This is a genomic window from Natronolimnohabitans innermongolicus JCM 12255 (assembly GCF_000337215.1).
Taxonomy (GTDB): domain Archaea; phylum Halobacteriota; class Halobacteria; order Halobacteriales; family Natrialbaceae; genus Natronolimnohabitans; species Natronolimnohabitans innermongolicus.
Window position 1 is genome coordinate 1 of record NZ_AOHZ01000106.1, and the last position, 19,879, is coordinate 19,879.

The 19,879-nt window shown below is 65.4% G+C and carries 16 protein-coding genes; 9 read left to right on the top strand and 7 right to left on the bottom strand.

Annotation, left to right across the window (positions count from 1 at the left end; genetic code table 11):
• Positions 1-1,015 (bottom strand): DUF354 domain-containing protein (locus tag C493_RS20800; protein ID WP_007261469.1); only part of this gene is annotated, 1,015 nt, incomplete at its 3' end.
• A gap of 170 nt (positions 1,016-1,185) precedes the next feature.
• Positions 1,186-2,292 carry a DUF354 domain-containing protein gene (locus tag C493_RS20805; protein ID WP_007261470.1) on the bottom strand — a complete coding sequence of 369 codons (1,107 nt, stop codon included), beginning with the start codon at positions 2,290-2,292 and terminating at the stop codon, positions 1,186-1,188.
• Positions 2,293-2,735: 443 nt separating this feature from the next.
• Here C493_RS20805 and C493_RS20810 point away from each other — a divergent pair, with 443 nt between their 5' ends.
• The 3 genes from C493_RS20810 (at position 2,736) to C493_RS20820 (ending at position 4,836) form a co-directional block, all read left to right on the top strand.
• On the top strand, positions 2,736-3,701 hold the full coding sequence (locus C493_RS20810) for a glycosyltransferase (protein ID WP_007261471.1): 966 nt from the start codon (positions 2,736-2,738) through the stop codon (positions 3,699-3,701).
• Between the two features lie 99 nt (positions 3,702-3,800).
• Entirely contained in the window at positions 3,801-4,394 is a 594-nt protein-coding gene (locus C493_RS20815; protein WP_007261472.1) for a DUF7342 family protein, read from the top strand.
• On the top strand, positions 4,387-4,836 hold the full coding sequence (locus C493_RS20820) for a hypothetical protein (protein WP_007261473.1): 450 nt from the start codon (positions 4,387-4,389) through the stop codon (positions 4,834-4,836). The genes C493_RS20815 and C493_RS20820 overlap by 8 nt, the downstream gene beginning before the upstream one ends.
• A gap of 87 nt (positions 4,837-4,923) precedes the next feature.
• Here C493_RS20820 and C493_RS20825 read toward each other — a convergent pair whose 3' ends face one another.
• From C493_RS20825 to C493_RS20840, 4 genes are all read right to left on the bottom strand, one after another.
• Entirely contained in the window at positions 4,924-5,898 is a 975-nt protein-coding gene (locus C493_RS20825; RefSeq protein ID WP_007261474.1) for an NAD-dependent epimerase/dehydratase family protein, read from the bottom strand.
• Complete coding sequence (locus C493_RS20830) at positions 5,895-6,833, bottom strand: DUF362 domain-containing protein (protein ID WP_007261475.1); 939 nt, start codon at positions 6,831-6,833, stop codon at positions 5,895-5,897. Before C493_RS20830 ends, C493_RS20825 begins: the two co-directional genes overlap by 4 nt.
• Positions 6,830-7,972 carry a Gfo/Idh/MocA family protein gene (locus C493_RS20835; protein ID WP_007261476.1) on the bottom strand — a complete coding sequence of 381 codons (1,143 nt, stop codon included), beginning with the start codon at positions 7,970-7,972 and terminating at the stop codon, positions 6,830-6,832. Before C493_RS20835 ends, C493_RS20830 begins: the two co-directional genes overlap by 4 nt.
• A 187-nt stretch (positions 7,973-8,159) precedes the next feature.
• Positions 8,160-9,107 (bottom strand): polysaccharide deacetylase family protein, encoded by a 948-nt coding sequence (locus C493_RS20840; protein WP_049889556.1) that lies wholly within the window; start codon positions 9,105-9,107, stop codon positions 8,160-8,162.
• A 299-nt stretch (positions 9,108-9,406) separates the two neighbouring features.
• On the opposite strand from C493_RS20840, the gene C493_RS20845 reads away from it, so the two are divergent.
• The 4 genes from C493_RS20845 to C493_RS20860 all read left to right on the top strand — a co-directional run bounded on the left by C493_RS20845 (position 9,407) and on the right by C493_RS20860 (position 14,233).
• A complete protein-coding gene (locus C493_RS20845) occupies positions 9,407-10,999 on the top strand; it encodes an alkaline phosphatase family protein (protein WP_049889553.1) in 1,593 nt (530 codons plus the stop codon).
• Between the two features lie 154 nt (positions 11,000-11,153).
• Entirely contained in the window at positions 11,154-12,401 is a 1,248-nt protein-coding gene (locus tag C493_RS20850; protein ID WP_007261479.1) for a GNAT family N-acetyltransferase, read from the top strand.
• Between the two features lie 147 nt (positions 12,402-12,548).
• Positions 12,549-13,754: a carboxylate--amine ligase gene (locus C493_RS20855; protein WP_007261480.1), complete on the top strand. Its 1,206-nt coding sequence runs from the start codon at positions 12,549-12,551 to the stop codon at positions 13,752-13,754.
• 149 nt (positions 13,755-13,903) lie between these two features.
• Positions 13,904-14,233: a hypothetical protein gene (locus C493_RS20860; RefSeq protein WP_007261481.1), complete on the top strand. Its 330-nt coding sequence runs from the start codon at positions 13,904-13,906 to the stop codon at positions 14,231-14,233.
• Positions 14,234-14,351: 118 nt separating this feature from the next.
• Here the strand turns inward: C493_RS20860 and C493_RS20865 are convergent, their stop codons facing one another.
• A complete protein-coding gene (locus tag C493_RS20865) occupies positions 14,352-15,653 on the bottom strand; it encodes a hypothetical protein (protein WP_007261482.1) in 1,302 nt (433 codons plus the stop codon).
• Positions 15,654-16,197: 544 nt separating this feature from the next.
• Here C493_RS20865 and C493_RS20870 point away from each other — a divergent pair.
• Both C493_RS20870 and C493_RS20875 read left to right on the top strand, forming a co-directional pair.
• On the top strand, positions 16,198-17,988 hold the full coding sequence (locus tag C493_RS20870) for a hypothetical protein (protein WP_007261483.1): 1,791 nt from the start codon (positions 16,198-16,200) through the stop codon (positions 17,986-17,988).
• A gap of 699 nt (positions 17,989-18,687) precedes the next feature.
• On the top strand, positions 18,688-19,629 hold the full coding sequence (locus C493_RS20875) for a hypothetical protein (RefSeq protein ID WP_049889554.1): 942 nt from the start codon (positions 18,688-18,690) through the stop codon (positions 19,627-19,629).
• Positions 19,630-19,879 lie beyond the last annotated feature (250 nt).

The window sequence follows — 19,879 nt, forward strand, 5'->3', positions numbered from 1 at the left end:
GATCGGTCACGTTCACCAGCCCGCCAACGTACTCCTGGCGCCGTCGCTGCCAGCGGTCGGCGACCTCGTCGCCATCGGCGGCGAGAAGCTCGAGGACGCGCTCGCGAAGCGGCAGGTAGTCGTCGAACTGCTCGGCGAGTCCCGCCCGCTCGAGTTCCCGGAACTCGCCGTACTCGTGGTCGTCGCTGCCGCGGTAGCGAAACGACGGCGTGCCGAGGAGGGCAGCCTCGGTGACCATCGTTCCCGTGTCCGCGACCAGCATGTCGGCCTCGGCCATCGCGTCGTGGATCAGCGCGGGATGGAGGTCGTACTCGCGCGCGGGCAACTCGTCGAGGGCCATCCGCCCGCTCTCGTCGGAGACGAACACCGTCGCGTGCTCGCTCACCCGTTCGATCAGATCACGGCGCTGCTCCGGACCGAATCCCTCGAGGCCGGCGTCACAGAGCGCGTCGAGGGCGTTGAACCGCGCGAGGACGTACGGCTCGTCGGCGTCGACGCCGAGGCGGTCGCGAACGGTCGGATCGGGGTCGAAGACATCGGGGTGGAGATAGGCACACTCGGTGACGCCCTCGAACGTGTAGTGGGCGTCGCCGAGGTCGCGGCGCATCGCCGCCGGCGAGAGGATGCAGTCGGCGAACGGTTTGGACACCAGATAGTTGACGTCGGCCGGCTCGTCGTCGACGACGAGGACCACCGGCGTCCGGGTGAGCGTCCCCGCGTAGGCGGCGTAGGGTCCGCGGCCGAAGACGACGTCGGGATCGAACCGCCGCGCCTCACGGGCGATCGTGACGAACTGGTCGCCGAACTCGCGGGCGATCCGGAGCCGCGAGGAGCGCTCCGTACCGTGCTCGCCGTAGACTCGGTACGGCATCTCGAAAAAATCGAGCAAGTCCGTCGTACAGGCGTACTCGCGAGTTAACACGAGGACGTCGTGTCCTGCCGACTCGAGTCGGGAGACGGCGTGTCGGTACAGGTGGACGTGAGCGGGTGTGTTCGCGAAGACGAGGATCTTCATTGAAAGACAGTGTCTCGAGTCGATGCTTTGTAATCCGGCGACTATACTGGGTTGAATAGGGCCTCGGTCGACCGAAACCGCGCTGACGGCGAGACGACGCGCCACCTATCCACACAGCAGCAGGTCGACGTGTCAGTACCACGCGTCGGATCCCCGAAACGGGGACGACGTTAGAACGGCATCCGTTCGTGGCGGGGCTGCAACGCACCCCGTATCGAGGGATTCAACCGCTCGACCGAGCCGCGGGATTCGGCGACCTCGACCAGCAGATCGGCCAGGTTCACCAGTTCGCTGACGTACGCCCGGCGTCGCTGTTGCCACCGGTCCGTGACGCCGTCGGCCTCGAGGAGGTCGACGACGCGCCGGCGCAACGAATCGTACTCAGCGAACTGTTCGGCGAGTCCCGCCTGCTCGAGTTCCCGAAACTCGCCGTACTCGTAGTCGTCGCTGCCGCGATACCGGACCGCCGGGGTGCCGAGGAGGGCGGCCTCGTTGATCATCGTCCCCGTATCCGCGACCACCAGATCGGCCTCGGCCATCGCGTCGTGGATCAGCGCGGGGTGGAGGTCGTACTCGCGCGCGGGCAACTCGTCTATGGACATTCGCCCACTCTCGTCGGAGACGAACACCGTCGCGTGCTCGCTCACCCGCTCGATCAGGTCCCGGCGCTGTGCCGGATCGAATCCCTCGAGATCCGTATCGTGGAGGGCATCGAGAGCGTTGAACCGCACGACAGCGTACGGCTCGTCGGCATCGACGTCGAGGCGGTCGCGAACGGTCGGGTCGGGGTCGAAGACGTCGGGGTGGAGATAGGCACACTCCTTGAACCCCTCGAACGTGTAGTGGGCGTCGCCGAGGTCGCGACGCGTCACTTCCGGCGAGAGGATGCAGTCCGCGAACGGTCGGGAGACGGTGTGGTTGAAATCGCCGGGTTCGTCGTCGAGGACGAGAACGACCGGCGACCGGGTGAGCGTCCCCGCGTAGGCGGCGTAGGGTCCACGGCCGAAGACGACGTCCGGATCGAACCGCCGCGCTTCGCGGGCGATCGTGACGACCTGTCCGCCGAGTTCGCGACCGAACCGAAGCCGCGAGTAGCGATCGGTTCCATGGGAGCCGTAGACCCGGTACGACATCTCGAAGAAGTCGAGTAAGTCCGTCGTACAGGCGTACTCGCGAGTCAGCACGAGGACGTCGTGGCCCGCCGCCTCGAGTCGGTCGACGACGTGTCGATACAGGTGAACGTGAGCGGGGGTGTTTGCAAAGACGAGTATCTTCATCGACGAACAATTCCGTCGAACGATATTTTGTAATAACACGACTATACCGTCACCATCGACGACAGCTTGGGCGAGGTATGGCCTGAGCGTGCCGTTTTATGGCGTACTCCGGCACGAACGAGTTGCGGCTCAACGCAGTTGGTCGCGTGGTCGCCGCGTCTCAGCAGCGACCGACTACCGAGTCCTTACCGGCCGCGTATGGAGTTGCAGAATCGAGAATCAAGTCACTGAACGGGACGGGACAGCCAGTAGAGACGGCGTAGTCGGACGTTCGTGGACGCTCTCGATCTCGGACGAACCTATACGAGTACGTGAAGATAACCGGATCGTGAGCGAACGTGTCGAACTCCCTACCGTACGTATCCAGTGATTGACCGACCCTGTAGTGCGACTGTTCTCTCTATAACAAAACACCGTCGACTGGTAGCCTCGGTCAGTCGGCAATGCACGTCCTCACTCTTACGACCAACGCCGACGCACCGTTTATGAACCAGCAGATGAGCGAACTCGAGCGACGCGGGGTCTCCTTTACCACGCTCCCGATTTCGGGCGAGGCCAGCGACGTCACCTCTCGCAGTCCGGTCGACTACCTTCGGACGCTTCCAAAGGTGCTCACCGAGGCGGGGAACAACTACGACCTGATCCACGCACACTACGGATTGACGGCGCCGATTGCGCTCTCGCAGCTTCGAACGCCTGTGGTGTTGTCCCTGTGGGGGTCCGACGTTCACGGGCCGACCAAACCCGTAAGCAGCGCGTGTGCGCCGCTGTGTGACGACGTGATCGTCATGTCCGAGGAGATGCGCGAGGAACTCGGCCGCGACTGTCGGGTGATCCCCGACGGCGTCGACCTCGAGCAGTTCCAACCCGACTCGCAGGAGCGAGCGCGCGAGCGGGTCGGCTGGGACGACACCGGCGACGCCTACCAGGTGCTGTTTCCGTACCGGCCCGGTCGGACGGTCAAGAACTTTCCGCGGGCCGAGCGAGTCGCCAGCGCCGCCGAGCGACTGCTCGATCGACCGATCGACCTCCGCGTCGTCCACGAGGTCGACCACGAGACCGTTCCCGACTACATGAACGCCGCCGACGCGCTCTTGCTTACGTCTCGCAGCGAGGGGTCGCCGAACTCGGTCAAGGAGGCGATGGCCTGTAACCTCCCCGTCGTCGCGACCGACGTCGGCGACGTTCGGGAGCGACTCGCCGACGTCGAGCCCTCGTACGTCGGCGCCACCGACGCCGAACTCGTCGAGGGACTGGTCGACGTGCTCCGTCGCGAGGAGCGCTCGAACGGCCGCGACGCCGCCCGCGAGGTCAGCATCGAACGCACAACCGACCGAATTCTCGAGGTCTACGAGCGAGTCAGCGGGACGACGGTCGAACCGCCCCGCGAACCGGCGACGATCGAGTGAGCGGTCGCTTTTGCTCGGGTCGAGCTCGAGTTCGAAGAGAAGCGCAAAAAACTATTTTGCGTGCTAAAACATATGTTTCCACAGCGCGTCGATCGAGGTATGAGCGAAAACGGGCCTCGTCCGGCGGACATCGATCCGTTTCCGGAGACAGACGCGAACACGGCCGTACAGGAAGCCGCTGAAGCGGAGTGGACGGCCGCGACGACGGCGTTCGAACGCGTCGAATCGGTCCTCAGTCGGACGACCGATTGGCAGAGTGCCAGCGAGATCGCCGAGCGGGCCCGAGTATCGGAGCCAACCGCTCGGAAACACCTCATGGCACTCGCTGAGACCGGACGTGCGGCGATGAGCGATACCGGCAACGGTACTCGGTTCAAACGAGACCCCGATCGACGGCGGCTCGAGCGCATCCAGCAACTCGCAGACGAACATTCGCGTGCGGAACTGGAGCGTGCTGTACGGGAGATGAAGGCGCGGGTTCGCGAGTTCGAAGACGAGTACGACGCCACGAGCCCCGACGAGCTCGTCGACCGACTCGAGCCGGACGACGAGGCTGGGTGGAACATCCTTTCTCGATGGCGGACGACGCGCCGTAATCTCGCGTTCGCGAAAACGGCGCTCTCGTTCGCTGAAACCCGGGTCGTTGACGCGATGAGTACGGGGGAAGATCGATCGATCGAGGAGAATGCCTGACTCCTCGGAGCGTGGGCCAGTCGACTGGAACGCGTTACAAACGGTCGAACGAATCTTCCGCGATCGCCTTGACGGACTGGTGGCGGAAACGACGTACGACCCGAACGCCATCGATCCGGTCGAGTTACGCATCACACTCGCCGTCGGCTTCGAAAACGGTCGAAGCCGATTCGACATCCAGTGGTGGACAAATCACGGGTACAAATACCACTACAGTGAGAGCGAGAGCGATCTCGAGTTTCGGTTCGGGTGGGAAACTCGACCGAGAACGACGTATCCGGAGAAGCACTTCCACCCGCCGACGAATACGACAGAACATCGCGAATCGTGCATTCGACACGAGGTTCCGGAACTGGTCACACTCGCGGTTATCAAGTGTTGGTGGACCGCCCTCGAGGCGGAGGATCCGTCGCTGCTGAACGACCTCGACGAGCCGCCCTAACGGATCTCACAGACAGGTGGGACCGGAGAGTCAGTCTCCGCCAGTTCGAGCGAAACGACACAGCAAAAACCGCAAGTGGAATCCGTATCAGGCTTCCTCGCGGTACCACTCGACCGTCTCCGGCAGGTGGTCCTCGATCGGTCGATACTCGTAACCCAGTTCGGCCTGGGCCTTCGCCGAGGTGTAGAACATCCGCTCGGTCGCGAGCTGGGCCATCTGACGGTCGAAGGGGAACATCCGCACGCCGGCGACGGCGCTCGCGGCCTCGGCGACCGGCCCCGCGGCGTGGATTGCGAGGGCTGGCACCTGAATCCGCGCCGGCGAGCCGTCGAGCGCGTGGGAGATCCGCGAGACGGCCTGCCGGTAGGTCAGGTTCTCGCCGCCGAGGATGTAGTGTTCGCCGTTTTCACCCTTCTCAGCGGCCAGGAGGATGCCGTCGACGACGTCCGAGACGCCGACGATGCTCAGCCCGCCGGGGAGATACGCCGGCATCGTGCGCTCGAGGCCCATCGAGAGCAACTGGACGGTGAACGCCTCGTCGCCGGGTCCGAAGATCGACGTGGGGTGGACGGTGACGGCCTCGCCGTCAGTGTCGGCGTACTCGTCGACCAGTTGCTCGGCGTCGGCCTTTGAGGCCTGGTAGGCGCCGACGGGGGTGGCGACGTCGGACTCGTCGGCGGCGGCGGTGCCGTCGACCCGACGGGTCCCGGACGTGCTCGTGAAGACGAGTCGGCCGACGTCGCCGTCGCGGCAGGCCTCGAGGACGTTTTCGGTGCCCTCGACGTTGACGCGGTAGACGGTGTCGGGTCCCGCAGACCAGAGGCCGATTCCGGCGAGGTGGAAGACGACGTCGGCGCCGTCGACCAGTTCGCGCAGGGTGTCGGTCTCGAAGAGGTCGCCGACGTACCACTCGATCTCCTCGAGATCGGCGAGTTCGCCCCGATCCGAGGAGGGACGGCTCATCGCTCGGACGTCCCAGCCGTCGGCGACGAGTCGCCGACAGAGGTGGGTGCCGAGAAAGCCCGTCGCGCCGGTGACGGCGGCTGTTCGTCCGCCGGTCATCGTCGCTGGGTGAACTGTGGCGGGACGGCGTCGCCGGCCACGGCGGCGTACACCCGGTAAGCGGTCGTCACGAGGGGGTTGACCTCGTCGCGCGGCGGGAGTCCGCCCTCCGGAATGCGACGACGGAGCGACGCGAGGTCGACGGCCGGCTCGTCGGTCACGCTCTCGACGGTCACCGACTCCTCGGCCGCCTCGACGGTGCGTCGGAGGACGGGATCCTCCTCGACGGCCCGGGAGAGCAGCGACGAGCCGACCGCGTCGATCTGTGCGGCCGGGCCGGCAAACAGCGCGTCAGCGGCGACCGGATCGCCGCCGTAGGCGATCGTCGCGTCGAGCACGGAGAGGTCGGGTTTGACCGCTCGCTCCGCCGCGACCGCGGCGTCGTCGGCGTCGGCGACGCTGCCGACGAGTCGACCGAGCGTTCGCAGTCCGCCCGAGACGGGACCGTCCTCCGTCGGCCGGAGCGTGGGCACGAGGACGACGGTGCTCTCGAGCAAGCGCTCGGGAACCGCGATCGAAACGCGCTCGTCGCCGACCGTGACGACCGTATCCCGGTGGTCGTCGTCGGCGAGGTCGACGAGGTCGGCGTCGAAGCGGTCGGCGATGGCGGGGTAGCCGAGGTACTCGGCGGTTCGATCGAAGGCGATCCGATCGTCGGTCGCGCCGGCGATTCCGATCTCGGCGTCGGTCCAGTCCGAGAGGCGGTCGGCAATCGAGCCGACGACGGCGGGATCGGTCACCATCCCCGACGACGGGTGAAACGGGTAGTGCGTGTCGGGAACGAGCGTGATCCGGTCGCCCGCGGTCAGCGAGCTCGCGTGGCCCTCGAGGACCGACCGAATCGGCGACTCGAGGGTCGCCAGTCGACGGTCGACGTCGGGCGCCCAGCCGCCCTGCCGGTTCGGCGTTTCGACGCCGGCGAGGTGGACGCTCATGTCGTCACCTCCGGCGTCTCGAGGGTGGCGTCTGCCGCCTCGTCCTCGCTTTCACCGTCGCCCTCGCTCTCGCTCTCGGCGGCCAGCTCGTAGGCGGTCTCGGTGAGTTCGAGCGTGCGCAGGCCGTCCCGGCCGTCGACCGGCGGCGTCTCGCCCTCGCGGATCGCCTCACAGAAGTCTTCCAGCGCGTCGTAGTGGGCCTGCAGGTAGAACGTCGGCCCGAAGACGTCCGTCTCACCGCCGGTAAATCGGTTCACGACGTTCGTCAGCGCGGACGTCGCCGCGCCCGCGTAGAAGTTTCCGGGCATGTGATCTTTGTTACTGATCGTTCCAGTCACGCCCTCGAGTCGCAGTCGCGTGTTGACCTCGGGAAGCTGTTCCCACTGGTAGGTCCCGCAGTGGAGCGTGATCGTGGTGTCGGTCTCGGGCGCCCGGAGCATCACCGTCGCGGCGTCCTCGGCGGGGATGTCGAGGCTCTTTCCCATCGTCGCGTCGACGACCTCGAGGTCGCCGAAGAGCCACTCGAGGACGTCGAAGCAGTGGACGCCGAGCTCGACGAGCGAGCCGCCGCCGGCCGCGTCGGGGTCCATCGGCCACTCGGGCGGCGCCTCGTCGGCCGGCGGTTTGCCGAGCGGGTGGTCGTTGAGCCGCGTAATCGAGGCGTAGGGGACGTGGCCGACGCTGCCGTCCTGATAGGCCTCCTTGACGCCCGCCATATCGGGCTGGTAGCGCAGCGTGTGGTCGACGCCGACCGCGATCCCCGCCTCCTCGGCGGTCTCGAGCATTTCCTCCGCCTCCTCGACCGAGCGGGCGAGGGGCTTCTCGACGAAGACGTCGACGCCGTGGGCCGCGGCCTCCTCGACCGCGTCGGCGTGGAGAAACGGCGGGAGGGCGACGACGACGGCGTCGAGGTCGTCCTCGTGTTCGAGCAGCGTCGCGTAGTCGTCGTACGTTCGCGCGACGCCGGCGCTCTCGGCCCGGTCGCGGTTCTCGGGGACCGCATCGGCGGCCGCGGGAACCGTCACCTCGGGCATCGAAAGCGCCGATTTCAGGTGTACCATGCCGATGTTGCCGACGCCGAGCACGCCGAGCGTGAGCGCGCTCGAGTCGGTCCACCGACGGAGAACTGTCCGTACCATCTGGCCGAGAACGGACCGGGAGCGGGCTTTGTTATCGTCGCCATACCCGGCGGTAGCGGGCGGTAGAAGGTGCCTTCCAGAAGCGGTGTCGAGCCGACAACTCCGCGAGACAGGCCGATTGACCGGGCAAGCCACACGACCGGGCGGACCGGAACCGGGCGACGACCGTCCCAGTCGATCCGTCGAATCAGTTCGTCCCGGCCGCCGCTCGCTCGTCCGTGCCGCCGGCGCCGATGCCTCGCGAGCGATGGACCCGTTCGGCGACCTCGCCCATCGTCTCGACGGTGAGATCACCGGCCGAGCGACGTCGCTCGAGGTGGGCGAGGATCGCGCGCATCCGACGGTCGTCGCGCTCGCTCGTCAGGTTGTTCGGGTGCAGCCACATGTGGAAGACGCCGTCGGATCGGGCGGCTTCGTCGATACCCCGACGAGCGACCTCGAGCATCGGATCGGTCCAGATCGACTCGGCGACGGTGCGAGCGGGGCCCTCGAATCCGAAGAGAAACTGCGAGGCCGGGACGTTGACGAGGCCGTACTCGTCGAGTTCGGGTTGAACGAGCATCGACTGGTCGCGGACCGTCGAGTCGAAGACGCCGCGAACGCCGTCTCTGGTCGGCGATTTCCCGCGGTAGGCCGAGACGCCGTACTCGGCGAGCACCTCGCGGTGGGCGACGTCGTTTCGCGGGTAGATAAACGAGTCGACGGTCTGTCCCCAGTCGTCGGCGATCTCGGTCGCGCGGCGCAGCTCCGCGCTCGCGAGTTCTCGGTCCGTCCGTTCGTCGCCGAAGAGGACGTGCGAAAAGGAGTGGCTCGCGAACTCGTGGTCGGTGTCGGCTTCGAGGACGTCGGTCACGAGGTCGGGACCGAATCGCAGCTCCTCGCGATCGGCCCACGAACCGCGTTCGCGGCGGAACCAGCCCGGCGGCGCGGGGTGGTCGGCGTGACGGCCGTCGCAGTCGGTGAGCATGAGGTGACCGACGACGGCCCACGTCGCGGGGACGTCGAACTCGTCGAGGAGGTCGACCATGACGGACCAGCCGCGACGGCCGGATTCGACCCGATTTTCGGGGGGATCCTCGAGGTCGTGGAACCCCCACCCGAGCTCGGCGTCGAGCGAGAGGACGACGCTACCCACGGCGTTCACCACCACGTACGACCCGTTGTGCGCGTCTCATACTACCGATCGAGACGAACGACAGGTTTTGTTATGGATCACCTGTTGACGCGGCGACGCTCGTAACGGATCGTGTATGCGAACCGTACCCAAACGACACGCGAGCCGATCAGCTCGATCGCGACCTATCGTAATTCGACAGATAATCGACTGAATCGTCGAGTATCACGGCCAACAAACGTGAAATCGCCCCATAACAAAGCAGTTATCCCGGAATGGCTGGGACAGCAGACGTCCCCGAACGTCTCACATAGTCAACCATGAGCAGATCTTCCCCGCCAGCCGAGCGAGCGTTCGTGCTCGGATTCGACGGCGTACCGTGGCGACTCATCGAACAGTGGAGCGACGAGGGCGAGCTGCCGAACTTCGCCCGCATGCGTGAAGAGGGTGCGTCCGGCGTTCTCGAGAGCACCCAGCCCGCGACGACGCCGCTCGCGTGGCCCTCGATCGCGACCGGCGTCTGGCCGGACAAACACGGCGTCTACGGCTTCCAGAACCTCTCGTCGGACTACACCCACGAGATGTACACGAGCCACGACATCGAGCAGCCGACGCTGTGGGAACAGGTTCCGCCCGCCCACGTCGGTAACGTTCCGATGACCTACCCGCCCCAGGAAATCGACGGGACGATGGTCACGGGCATGATGACGCCCTCGAAAGAGAAGGAGTACACCCACCCGCCCGAACTCAAAGACGAAATCGAGTCGCAGATCCCCAACTACGATATCAGTCTCGACTATCCGAAGTACGCGGACCGTCTCGACGAGTTCGAGGGCGCCGTCGACGACATGTTAGAAAAGCGTCGCGAAGTCATGCGCCTCCAGATGGCGGAGGCCGGCGACGACTGGGGGCTGTTCTTCTTCGTCTTCACCGCGCCCGACCGGTTCCAGCACCTCATCTGGGACATGGACCGGCTACTGAACCACTACAAGAAACTCGACGACATCCTCGGCGAGGTCATGGAGTACACCGACGAACACGACGCCGACCTCTACACCGTCTCCGACCACGGCTTCGGCCCGCTCGAGGAACTGGTCTACGTCAACCACATCTTAGAGCAAGACGGCTACCTCTACCAGGAAGAAAACGAGGGGACCCGCGGCGCGCTCTCGAGTCTCGGCATCTCCCGCGACCGGATCACGGACGCCCTCGACAGGGTCGGCATCTCCGAGGAGAAGATCGTCGACACGCTCCCCCGGTCGCTCGTCGATCGGGTCGCCGAGCAGATCCCGGGCGATCACGCCCTCTACGACGTCGACTACGACCAAACCGTCGCCTTCGTTCACGGCGCCGGCTGTCTGTACATCAACGACACCGAGCGCTTCGAGAAGGGGGTCGTCGAGCCGAGCCAGATCCCCGAACTGAAGACCGAACTCACCGATCTCTTCGAGTCGGTCACCGACGACGACGGCGAGCCGATGTTGAACGTGTTCGACGGCGACGAGCTGTTCCCGACCGACAACGAGTCCCCGGACCTGATCGTCAACGGCCGCGGCGTCTACGAGTCGCGAAACGGACTCACCGACCAGGCGACCGGCGACACGGGCACCTACGCCGCGAGCCACGGCAAGGACGGCATCATCCTCTGTCGCGGCCCGTCGATCGACCACGGGGCCACCCTTCGGGGGGCCCGCGTCGTCGACGTCGCGCCGACGCTGCTACACGGCATCGGCGAACCCGTCCCGGAGAACGCCGACGGTCGCGTCCTCTTCGACGCCTTCGACGAGGAGGCGACCCCGGCGACGACCAAAGTCGAGCGCACCGGCGTCGCGAAAGCCGAGCGCGAGGGCGACGTCGACGACGACTTCGACGACGTCGAGGACCGACTGAAAGGACTCGGCTACATGGAGTAAGCGTAACCGACGCCGAGTAACGCGACTCGTCCGTCGTTCTCTCGCGTCTGAGTCCTCTCGAGACGGCACGTTCAGGCTCAATTACTTTTGACGCACACGGCGAACAGCAACTACCCGACCGTCCGAAAAGACCGAACACGCTCCGTTTCCCGCTATGAGTGATTCATCACCGTCTGCGAACTCGTGTACGATCCGTCCGTTCGACGCCGGCGACCGACGGGCGTTTCTCTCGCTGTACGAACAGGTGTTCGATCGCGAGCGAAGCGCCGAGTGGTTCCGGTGGCGGTTCGAGGAATCCCCCTACGTCGATCACGTCCCGATCGTGGTCGCCGACGACGGCGGCGAGATCGTCGGCTGCCGGTCGTTTTTCCCTCTCGAGGTGCGCGTCGGCGGCGCCGACCGACTCGCGCTCCAGCCCTGCGATACGATGGTCCACCCCGACTATCGCGGACAGGGGCTGTTCAGCCGGATGAACGCGGTTGCCGTCGATCGCTACACCGACGGCGACCCGGCGTTCTGTTTCAACTTCCCGAACGACAACGCCAAACCGGGGAATCGAAAGCACGGCTGGAAAGAGATCGGCACGTTCCCCGTCTACTACCGGCCACAGGATCCGATCGGAAGCGCCGCCAAGTTGACCGGGGGCGAGGGTGACGACGAGGACGGCGACGACGGCGGCGGCCGAGGCGCAAACGAGGCGACCACCGGAGCTGGCGGAACCGAAGTCGAAGCCGGCGCCGACGACGCGTGGCTGGACCTCGGAACCGACACCGACGTCGACCTCGAGCTTCCCTTCGGCGACGCGGCCGACGACGGCGGCGTCGTCGACGCGATCGGCAACGCGATCACCAGTTCCCAGGAGGCCGGCGATCAGCTGCTCACTGATTCGCCCGACGCGCTCGCCATCGAGCGGTTCGAAACGCCGCCGGCGGACGTCCTCGAGTCGATCCACCGGCGGGCGATGCCGGACGGGATCCACGCCGCGCGAACCGCCGAATTCTACCGGTGGCGCTTTGCGAACCCGGCCCGGTCGTACGCGGCCTACGTCGCGACGCGAGACGGAGAGGCGGTCGCCGCGCTGGTGTGTTCGCCGGTCGACGACCGCCTGCGGATCGTCGAGACGCTTCCGCGAGACGTCGACGCCGAATCGACGGCGGTCGACTACCTGGTGGCTGCCACACTGCTCGATCGCTCGGAGCGAAACTACGTCACCGCGTTCGGAGAGACGCTTCCCTCGCCGATCCGGTACCGGTTTTACCCCGATACGCGGTTCCCGCTCTCGACGCTGATTCGACCGACGGCGCGAACGCTGTTCGCCCGCGACCTCGACGGCGGTGTCGGCATCGAATCGACGGACGCGAGCGACTGGGCGCTCTCGCGGCTGGATCTGGATACGGCGTAACCGTTTCGTGCGGCCCGGGTCGTACGGAATGAATCGTCGCGAACGGTCCAAAACGAACCGGTGGGCTCCGCGTATTCTTCGCTTACCGATCTCGCCCCGGCACTGACCACCGGATAACCTATTTTCACTGATACCGAGGGGCGGCGTATGGACAGTGCTGCCTGGGAGGACACCGGCGCCGCCGTCGTTCCGGGAATCACCGCGCCGAGTGCCGTCGCCTGCGTCCGCTCGCTCGGTCGCCGCGGCATCCGAACGATCGTCGCCGCGAGCGACGACGACGATCCGGCGAGCAGGTCTCGCTACTGTGACGAATCGGTTCGCGTTCCCGACCCGCACGACGACCTCGTCGCGTACGCGGACGCGTTGCTGTCACTCGCGGCGCGCTCCGACGTGCGGACGATCATCCCCGTCCGCGAACCCGACGCCTACGTGCTCTCGAAACACCGCGAGGAGTTCGCCGAGCACGTGCGGACGCCCTGGCCGACGTTCGACACGCTCGCGCGCACGCAGGACCGCGTGCGCCTGTTCGACGCGGCCGAACGAGCGGGCGTCGCCGCCCCCGAAACCGATCTGTTCACCGAAAGCGCAGGCCGGGACGGCGAGTGGGTGGTCAAACCGCGCTATACGATCCTCGGAGACGAGTACGTCGAGGCGTACGCCCCCGAAACCTGTATCGCACCACCCTCGACGAAATACCTCGAGGCCGACGGCGGCACCGACACCGTCGCGGTGCAGACGGAGATGCGCCACGTTCCGCTCGTCCAGGAGTACGTGGCCGCGACCGAGGAGTACGGCTTCTTCGCGCTCTACGACGAGGGTGAACCGGTGGCGACCTTCCAGCACCGCCAGCACCGCGGCTACAGCTACGCCGGCGGGCCGAGCGCCTACCGCGAATCGGTCGATATTCCGGCCCTCGAGGAGGCCGGCCGGGCGCTGCTCGACGAACTCGAGTGGCACGGCCTCGCGATGGTCGAGTTCCTGCGCGAGGCGGACGGCGACGAGTTCAAGTTGATGGAGGTCAATCCCCGATTCTGGTCGTCGCTGCCGTTCTCGGTCCGAGCCGGCGCGGACTTTCCGCTCTACTACTGGTTGCTCGCGAACGGACTGAGCGACCGAATCGACTGCGAGTACCGGACGGGAATCGGCGGCCACCTCCTGCGCGGCGAACTGCTGTATCTCCGCTCGGTGCTGACCGACGAGATCGACCTCGTCGAGAAGCCCTCGGTCGCAAGCGCCACGCTCGAGGTCGCCCGATCGCTCCTCGCGGAGCCCCGATTCGACTATCTCTCTCGAGACGATCCGCGGCCGTTCTACCGCGACCTGGCGAATACGATCGCCGCAATTCGAGAATGACAGGTTCGCGTCGATCGCTTCTGTTCGCATTCAATCAAAACACCGGCGACGGTTCGGCGGACAATCAGTATACGACCGGCTGTATTTCCAGAATATCTACCATTGATTCGACAAGAAAGCTTATACCGTAAAGGTCGGGTTAAGGAGATATGGCACGTGACACTCCGGTACAGAACGACGCTGCCAAGACCGACACAGAACAGCTGCCGAACCTCGTGACGATCGTCGGACGAGGCGTTCCCTCGAGTTTCGAGATCACCGTCGACGGCGAACTCGAGATGGTGGCCGACGACCCCGTCGCGGAAGGGACCGTCGTCTCGGGAAGCGTCGCCGAGGGATCGATCGACGTCGGCGTCCAGCGATTCCGATTCGCCGGCCAGGTAACGAACGTCCAGGTCGTCGACTGGAACGGGAACGCGGTTCCCGAATCGGCCAGCGTTCCCGACGTCCACGTCGATTACGGCGTCCCGAAGCGATAACCGTCCGACGCTGGGTAGGGGGTGCGGTTTGCGGTTTCTGCGGCGAGCAAGGACGAGCGCATCGCGAGCGACGCGACCGAGGCTCACCGACGGCCGGATCGAAAACTGATCGGAGTGGCTACCGACCGACGCGTCGCAGCCCCGACTTCGCCGACGTCCAGGCGGGGTAGACGGTGTTGTAGACCTTCGTCGGCGCATTTCGCGCGCCGGCGCGAAGCAGCCGGTGGGAAAGCGGCGGTCCGGACTCGGAGACGAGGTCGTCGAGGTCGGCCCGTTCGAGCCACTCGAAGAAGGCCGCCTCCGCCGGCGACTCGGGGTCCGTCTCGCGTGCGCGCTCGCTAATGTCTTCCCACATGTACTTCTCGTCCTGACCGAGGACCCACTGACCCTCCTCGAGGGCCGTCCGGATCTCGCGGTAGTCTTCCTCCGCGAACGGGTAGCCGTGGTCGGTCGGCTCGAGGTCGGAAAGGCGCAGTCCGACGGCGGTTCGGTAACACTTCTCGCACTCGCCGCAGTTGCCGTCCATCCGGGCGTTACAGGTCTGGAGCTGGAGAGCAGGTTCCTCCTCGCGGACGTAGTCTGCGATCGCGTCGAGACGCTCCTGGCGCGTCAGGTCGTAGGAGTCGTGGTGACACTGCGTGCCGGTCCACCGGACGTGATCGTCGATGTCGGGTCGCGACCCCCACTCGAGGTCGATTCCCTCCCAGTGGGTCGCGGCGACGTAGAGGTCCTCCATCCCGCGCGCGTAGGCCATCGGTGCACAGAGACCGAGCAGGCCAACGCCGTGGCCCACGGAGCTGTACCAGGCGCCGTCGACGTAGCGCTTGTAGTGGGCCAGCAACATCGGGTGGTCGAGAAACGAGAGCATGTTCGACTCGACGAACGCCGTCTCGAGGTCGTGGTCGTCCGCAAAGGAGGTGACGCGATTGCGGAGGTGCGTCCAGTTTTCGTCGTCCGACGGCGACGGCGTGATCGTCCAGCCGCGGATGCTGATCAGCGTCGGCGACTCCTCGCGGTGGCGGACGTACGAACACGTCGAGTCGACGCCGCCGGTAAAGAGCAAGCCGCTCTCGCCGCTCGCGTCGGGTTCGACGTCGACCGTCTCCTTCGCGTAGAGGGTCCCTCCCTCGAGGAAGTCGTGCATCGCACAGAGCGACTCCTCGACGTCCGAGAGAGCGTTCGCGAACGTCTCGTCGACTTCGTCGACGTAGACGTCGGCGCCGTTCGCCCACGCGACTGGACAGACGTGGGCGAGCACGGGGATCGCGAGCACCCCCTCGGGGACGTCCTCGATTGAGACGTCGTACTCGGTTTGAAACGGTTCGTCGCCGAAGAACCGCTCGAGGTCCGCGGACGTCTGTACGTCCGCCTCGAGGGTCGTTCCGTCGGCGTGTACGCGGTCGATGACGATTGATGACATAGGTGAATCTGCTTCGAACTGATCGCTGATACGGTGGGCGCGCTGTTCGCTGTCGAGTCGAGCAACGACGAACCGGTACAAAAACCATCAGAACCGTTGATGGTTCGGAATCGAAGAATGGAACGCATTACTGAACGTTTGTCGCCGATGTCGGAACCGTCAGCTCGTGGCTCGAGACGAAATCCGGCCCGTCAGCCGGGGTAAGAGCTGGTTACCCGACGGAGGGTCGTGCGTCGACTGCGGTTGAGTTCGTCCTTCGCCGGCGACGACGCCGCGGAATCAGCTCGAGGGACGAATTTCTCGGCGACTCGATCGACCGCCGCAACTGGACGTGTTCTCGAGGATCACCGGCGCGTTCGACCGTCACACCGTCCGTGAGCGGTGAGACGGGAGCGGATATGTGTATTCGCGATGGTACGTCAGACCGTTTCTCGCCGTGGTACTCGAGGGTATAGGAGGCCTATAACAAACCTCGTTATCCGTGTTCGTTCGGTCGACACATGCGTATCGCCACTGGATCAGCGCGGCTCCGTTTCGAGGGAGTATGAAACGGTCGACGCTCAACATCACGCTGGCTATCGGCTTTCTCGCGGTCGCGGTCGGGATCCTCGTTGCGAGGGCAAACCCCGCGACCAACTACGAGCCGTCGGTGTACACGGGAACGCCGACGATCACGTGGCTCGGACTCGGACTCGGGTTAGCCATCGCCGTCAGCATCGCACTGGCCTGTCGCGGCCGCGAACAGGCGCTGGGTATCGCACTCGGCGGGACGGTAGTGACGGCGATCGTCAGCCTCCCGGTGATCAGAAACTATCGATTCTCCGGAATGGGAGACGCGCTCAGCCACCTCGGCTGGACGCGAGACATCGCCAACGCCGAGATGGCCCCGCACGAACTGTTCTATCCCGCCGTCCACACGATCGCGACGGCGTTTCACTACGTCGGCGGGATCCCGATCGAGCGCGGGCTCCTGTTCGGGATGGTCGTCCTCTTCGTCCCGTTTCTGATCTTCGTCCCCCTGATCGCGCGAGAGATCACCGGCCCCGGCATGGCGGTCGGCATCGCGGCGATCGTCTCCTGGATGATACTGCCGATCAACAACGTCGCGACGCACATGGGCGTGCACACGAACTCGAACGCCCTGTTTCTGGTTCCCGTCGTCATCTTCGCGTTCATGGCGTATCTGCGTCGCCGGGCGACGATCGAGCGGCTACCGTTCGGACTCTCGCCGTTCAGCCTGCTCATCTACCTGACGGCGATCGGGCTGTTGCTCGTCCACCCCCAGCACATGATCGGCGTCATCGCGCTCATGGGCGCGATCGCCGGCGTGCAGTTTCTCGCCCGGCGCCGGTTCGACGATCACCCGATGCTCGACCACCCCACGATGTACGCCCACACGGTCGTCCTCGGCGTGATCTTCGGGCTCTGGGCGCTCAGTAACGAACGGTTCCGGAACGCCGCGACCGGGCTGATCGCCGGACTCTTCCAGGAGGACGTCGGCGGCGGTGCGGAGGTCGACCAGCGCGAAGCCTCGTTCGAGGCGGTCGGCAGCAGCCTCGGCGAGATGTTCGTGATCATGTTCGGCGACCTCGCGGTGATCTCGCTCGTCGTCGGCCTGTTCGTCCTGCTCGTGTGGCTCGGTCGGAGCGGTCTCGATCCGGAGACGAAGTCGTTCGTCAACTACTTCGCGCTCGCACTCGTCCCGCTGACCGGGCTGTTCCTCGTGTACTTCCTCGGGACGCCGACGATGGCGTTCCGCCAGATCGGCTTCATCGCCGTCATCCTGACGGTGCTTGCGGGCGTCGCACTGGCTCGAGCCATCGGCGCACTCTCGGGCGTGATCACGCGTCCGGGAGGCACCGCCGCCGGCGCGGTGGTACTCGGGGTCTGTCTCGTCCTCGGACTGATGACGGTCTTCGGCTCGCCGATCATCTACAACCCCGGCCAGCACGTCACCGACCAGAAGTTCAGCGGGTACGAAACCGCGCTGAACGACGCCGACCAGGAAACACCCCTCGTCGGCATGGGCTACGACCCGTACCGGTACGACCACGGTATCAACGGCCTCGAGGGAGTAGAGAGTCTGAGCTCCGGCGCGGCCTCGAGCGGGGTGATCGACGCCGACGAGTTCGAAAACGGCAGCTACAGCACCGCGTACAACGAGGTGGATTACAACTTCGTGGTGACGGACTTCGACACCACGCGGGAGATCGAGATCTATCAGGAACTCCATCACAGTCAGGACTCGCTCGACACCCTCGAGACGGACTCGGGTGCCGACAAAGTGATCTCGAACGAGGAGTTCCGGATGTACGCCGTGCAGGGCGAAGAGTGAGGTCGACGACCGCGCTCGGTACCCGGAGAGCGTCGGACCGATAGCGGGTTCGGACTCGGCGAGGCGGCGACGGCCCATCTCGGCGAACCGCGTCACCCCCGGACGGGCAACGGCCGTCGACCGTCGATCGATGACCGTGGCTGACGGACCGAGCAACTCGGTCGTCGGCTATCGGAGACCTGTCTGGTAGCTGTCGGCTGCGCGTGAGCGCCCCTGTCGTCTCTCATCCTCGCACGCGTTACAAACAATAATAGACGAGCAGTCGGCGCTACGTCCGCGAGTCCGACGCCCAACACCGTGCCCGCAGCCGAAACCCGGACGGAAAGCAACCACCATCGCGATGCGTGCGTACTCCGTTCGTTGCAACAGGAGTCCCGCTTCGAACACGACGGCGAAGCGACCGGAAAGTGAGCGGTATCCGGCCCGTACACGACGGCCGGAGCGCCGCGTCGATCTCGAGGATTAGATCACGGTGGAAACCGAACGAACCATCTAGCAGCCGTCTCCCGGGCGATAACGCGAGATTTACTCGGAAAGTTCTGGTTACACAGGGTGTTATCAGCCGAGTTTCGTTCATTATTTCTTTAACGATGTGGCGTATATTGTGTTGTTATCTTCATCGTTAGAAATATATTCTGTAAATTAAAGTCATCTGCGCACGGAAAAGTTTATGAGTATAAGCCTAGGTTACGAAAGTGTATGGCGCAGAACCCCCGTACGTCCGAAACGGATACTACGCCGACGACCGGCCGTAACAGCGGATTAAGCCGCCGAAACTACGTTCAATCGATCGCCGCAGTGGCGACCGCGGCAACCTCCCTCGGCCTGGTCGGCTCGGCGTCCGCACAGGACGACTACGAGGTCATCGAAGCCAGCGGCCAGTCGATCACCGTCGCCGACGGTGAGAGCTGGGAGAACAAACTTATCGACATGACCACCGGACAGGACGTCTCGATTACGACCACCGGCAGCGACTGGACGATCCGCAACGTCGGATTCCACGGTCGCAACGAATCCGGCGCGGGAACCGCGACGTTCGCCATTTCCGACGCCGGTGGCGAGAGTACGATCGAGAACGTCTACCTCGGCGACGGCTCCGATGACCGCAACGGGAGTTCAACCGGACACGGCCAGACCGCGTTCTGGGTCAACCCCGATCACGCCGGACACATCGACATGCAGAACGTCAACATCCAGGGCTTCGCGGACAACGCCGTCTACGGCTCCGCACCCGGGAACGGCGGCGGTGGAACGATCCACATCGACAGCTGTTTCGCCGCGAACTGTTACGTCTCGCACTTCCGCCTCGCGACCGAGGGCAGCAAGGTGACGAACTCGAGCATCCTCGTCGACGACGAGGGGTACGCGGGCCGCGGTATCTGGGCCTGGGCCCCCGGAACGATCGAGGTCGAGAACTGCCAGATCGAGATGAACGGCAACCACACCGCGATCGACGCCGGTGCCAACGGTCAGGGCACCCAGGTCGTCGTCGCCGACACCGACTACGACGAGCAGGCCGGCATCGCCGAACACGCCGGGTCGAACGTGCAACTCGAGGGTGACACGGGAACGGACCCCGAAGCGATTATCCCCGACGGCACGCCGACCAGCGCCGAAGCGGCCGCCGCCGGCGACGACTAACGCGCTCGCTGCCGTCGGTGATCGCCACCGTCTTCCACCCCTCCACGCCGGGCGATTTCGACGGCAACCACCCTCCCCCGCTGACGCAACCCCTCCTCACCTCGCTGACGCAGCCCCTCCTCACCTCGCTGACGCGGTCCCTCCTCACCTCGCTGACGCGGTCCCTCCCAACCCCGCTGACGCGGTCCCTCCTCACCTCGCTGACGCAGCCTCTCCCCTCCACTGGACATCGTTCGCACAGTTTTTCACA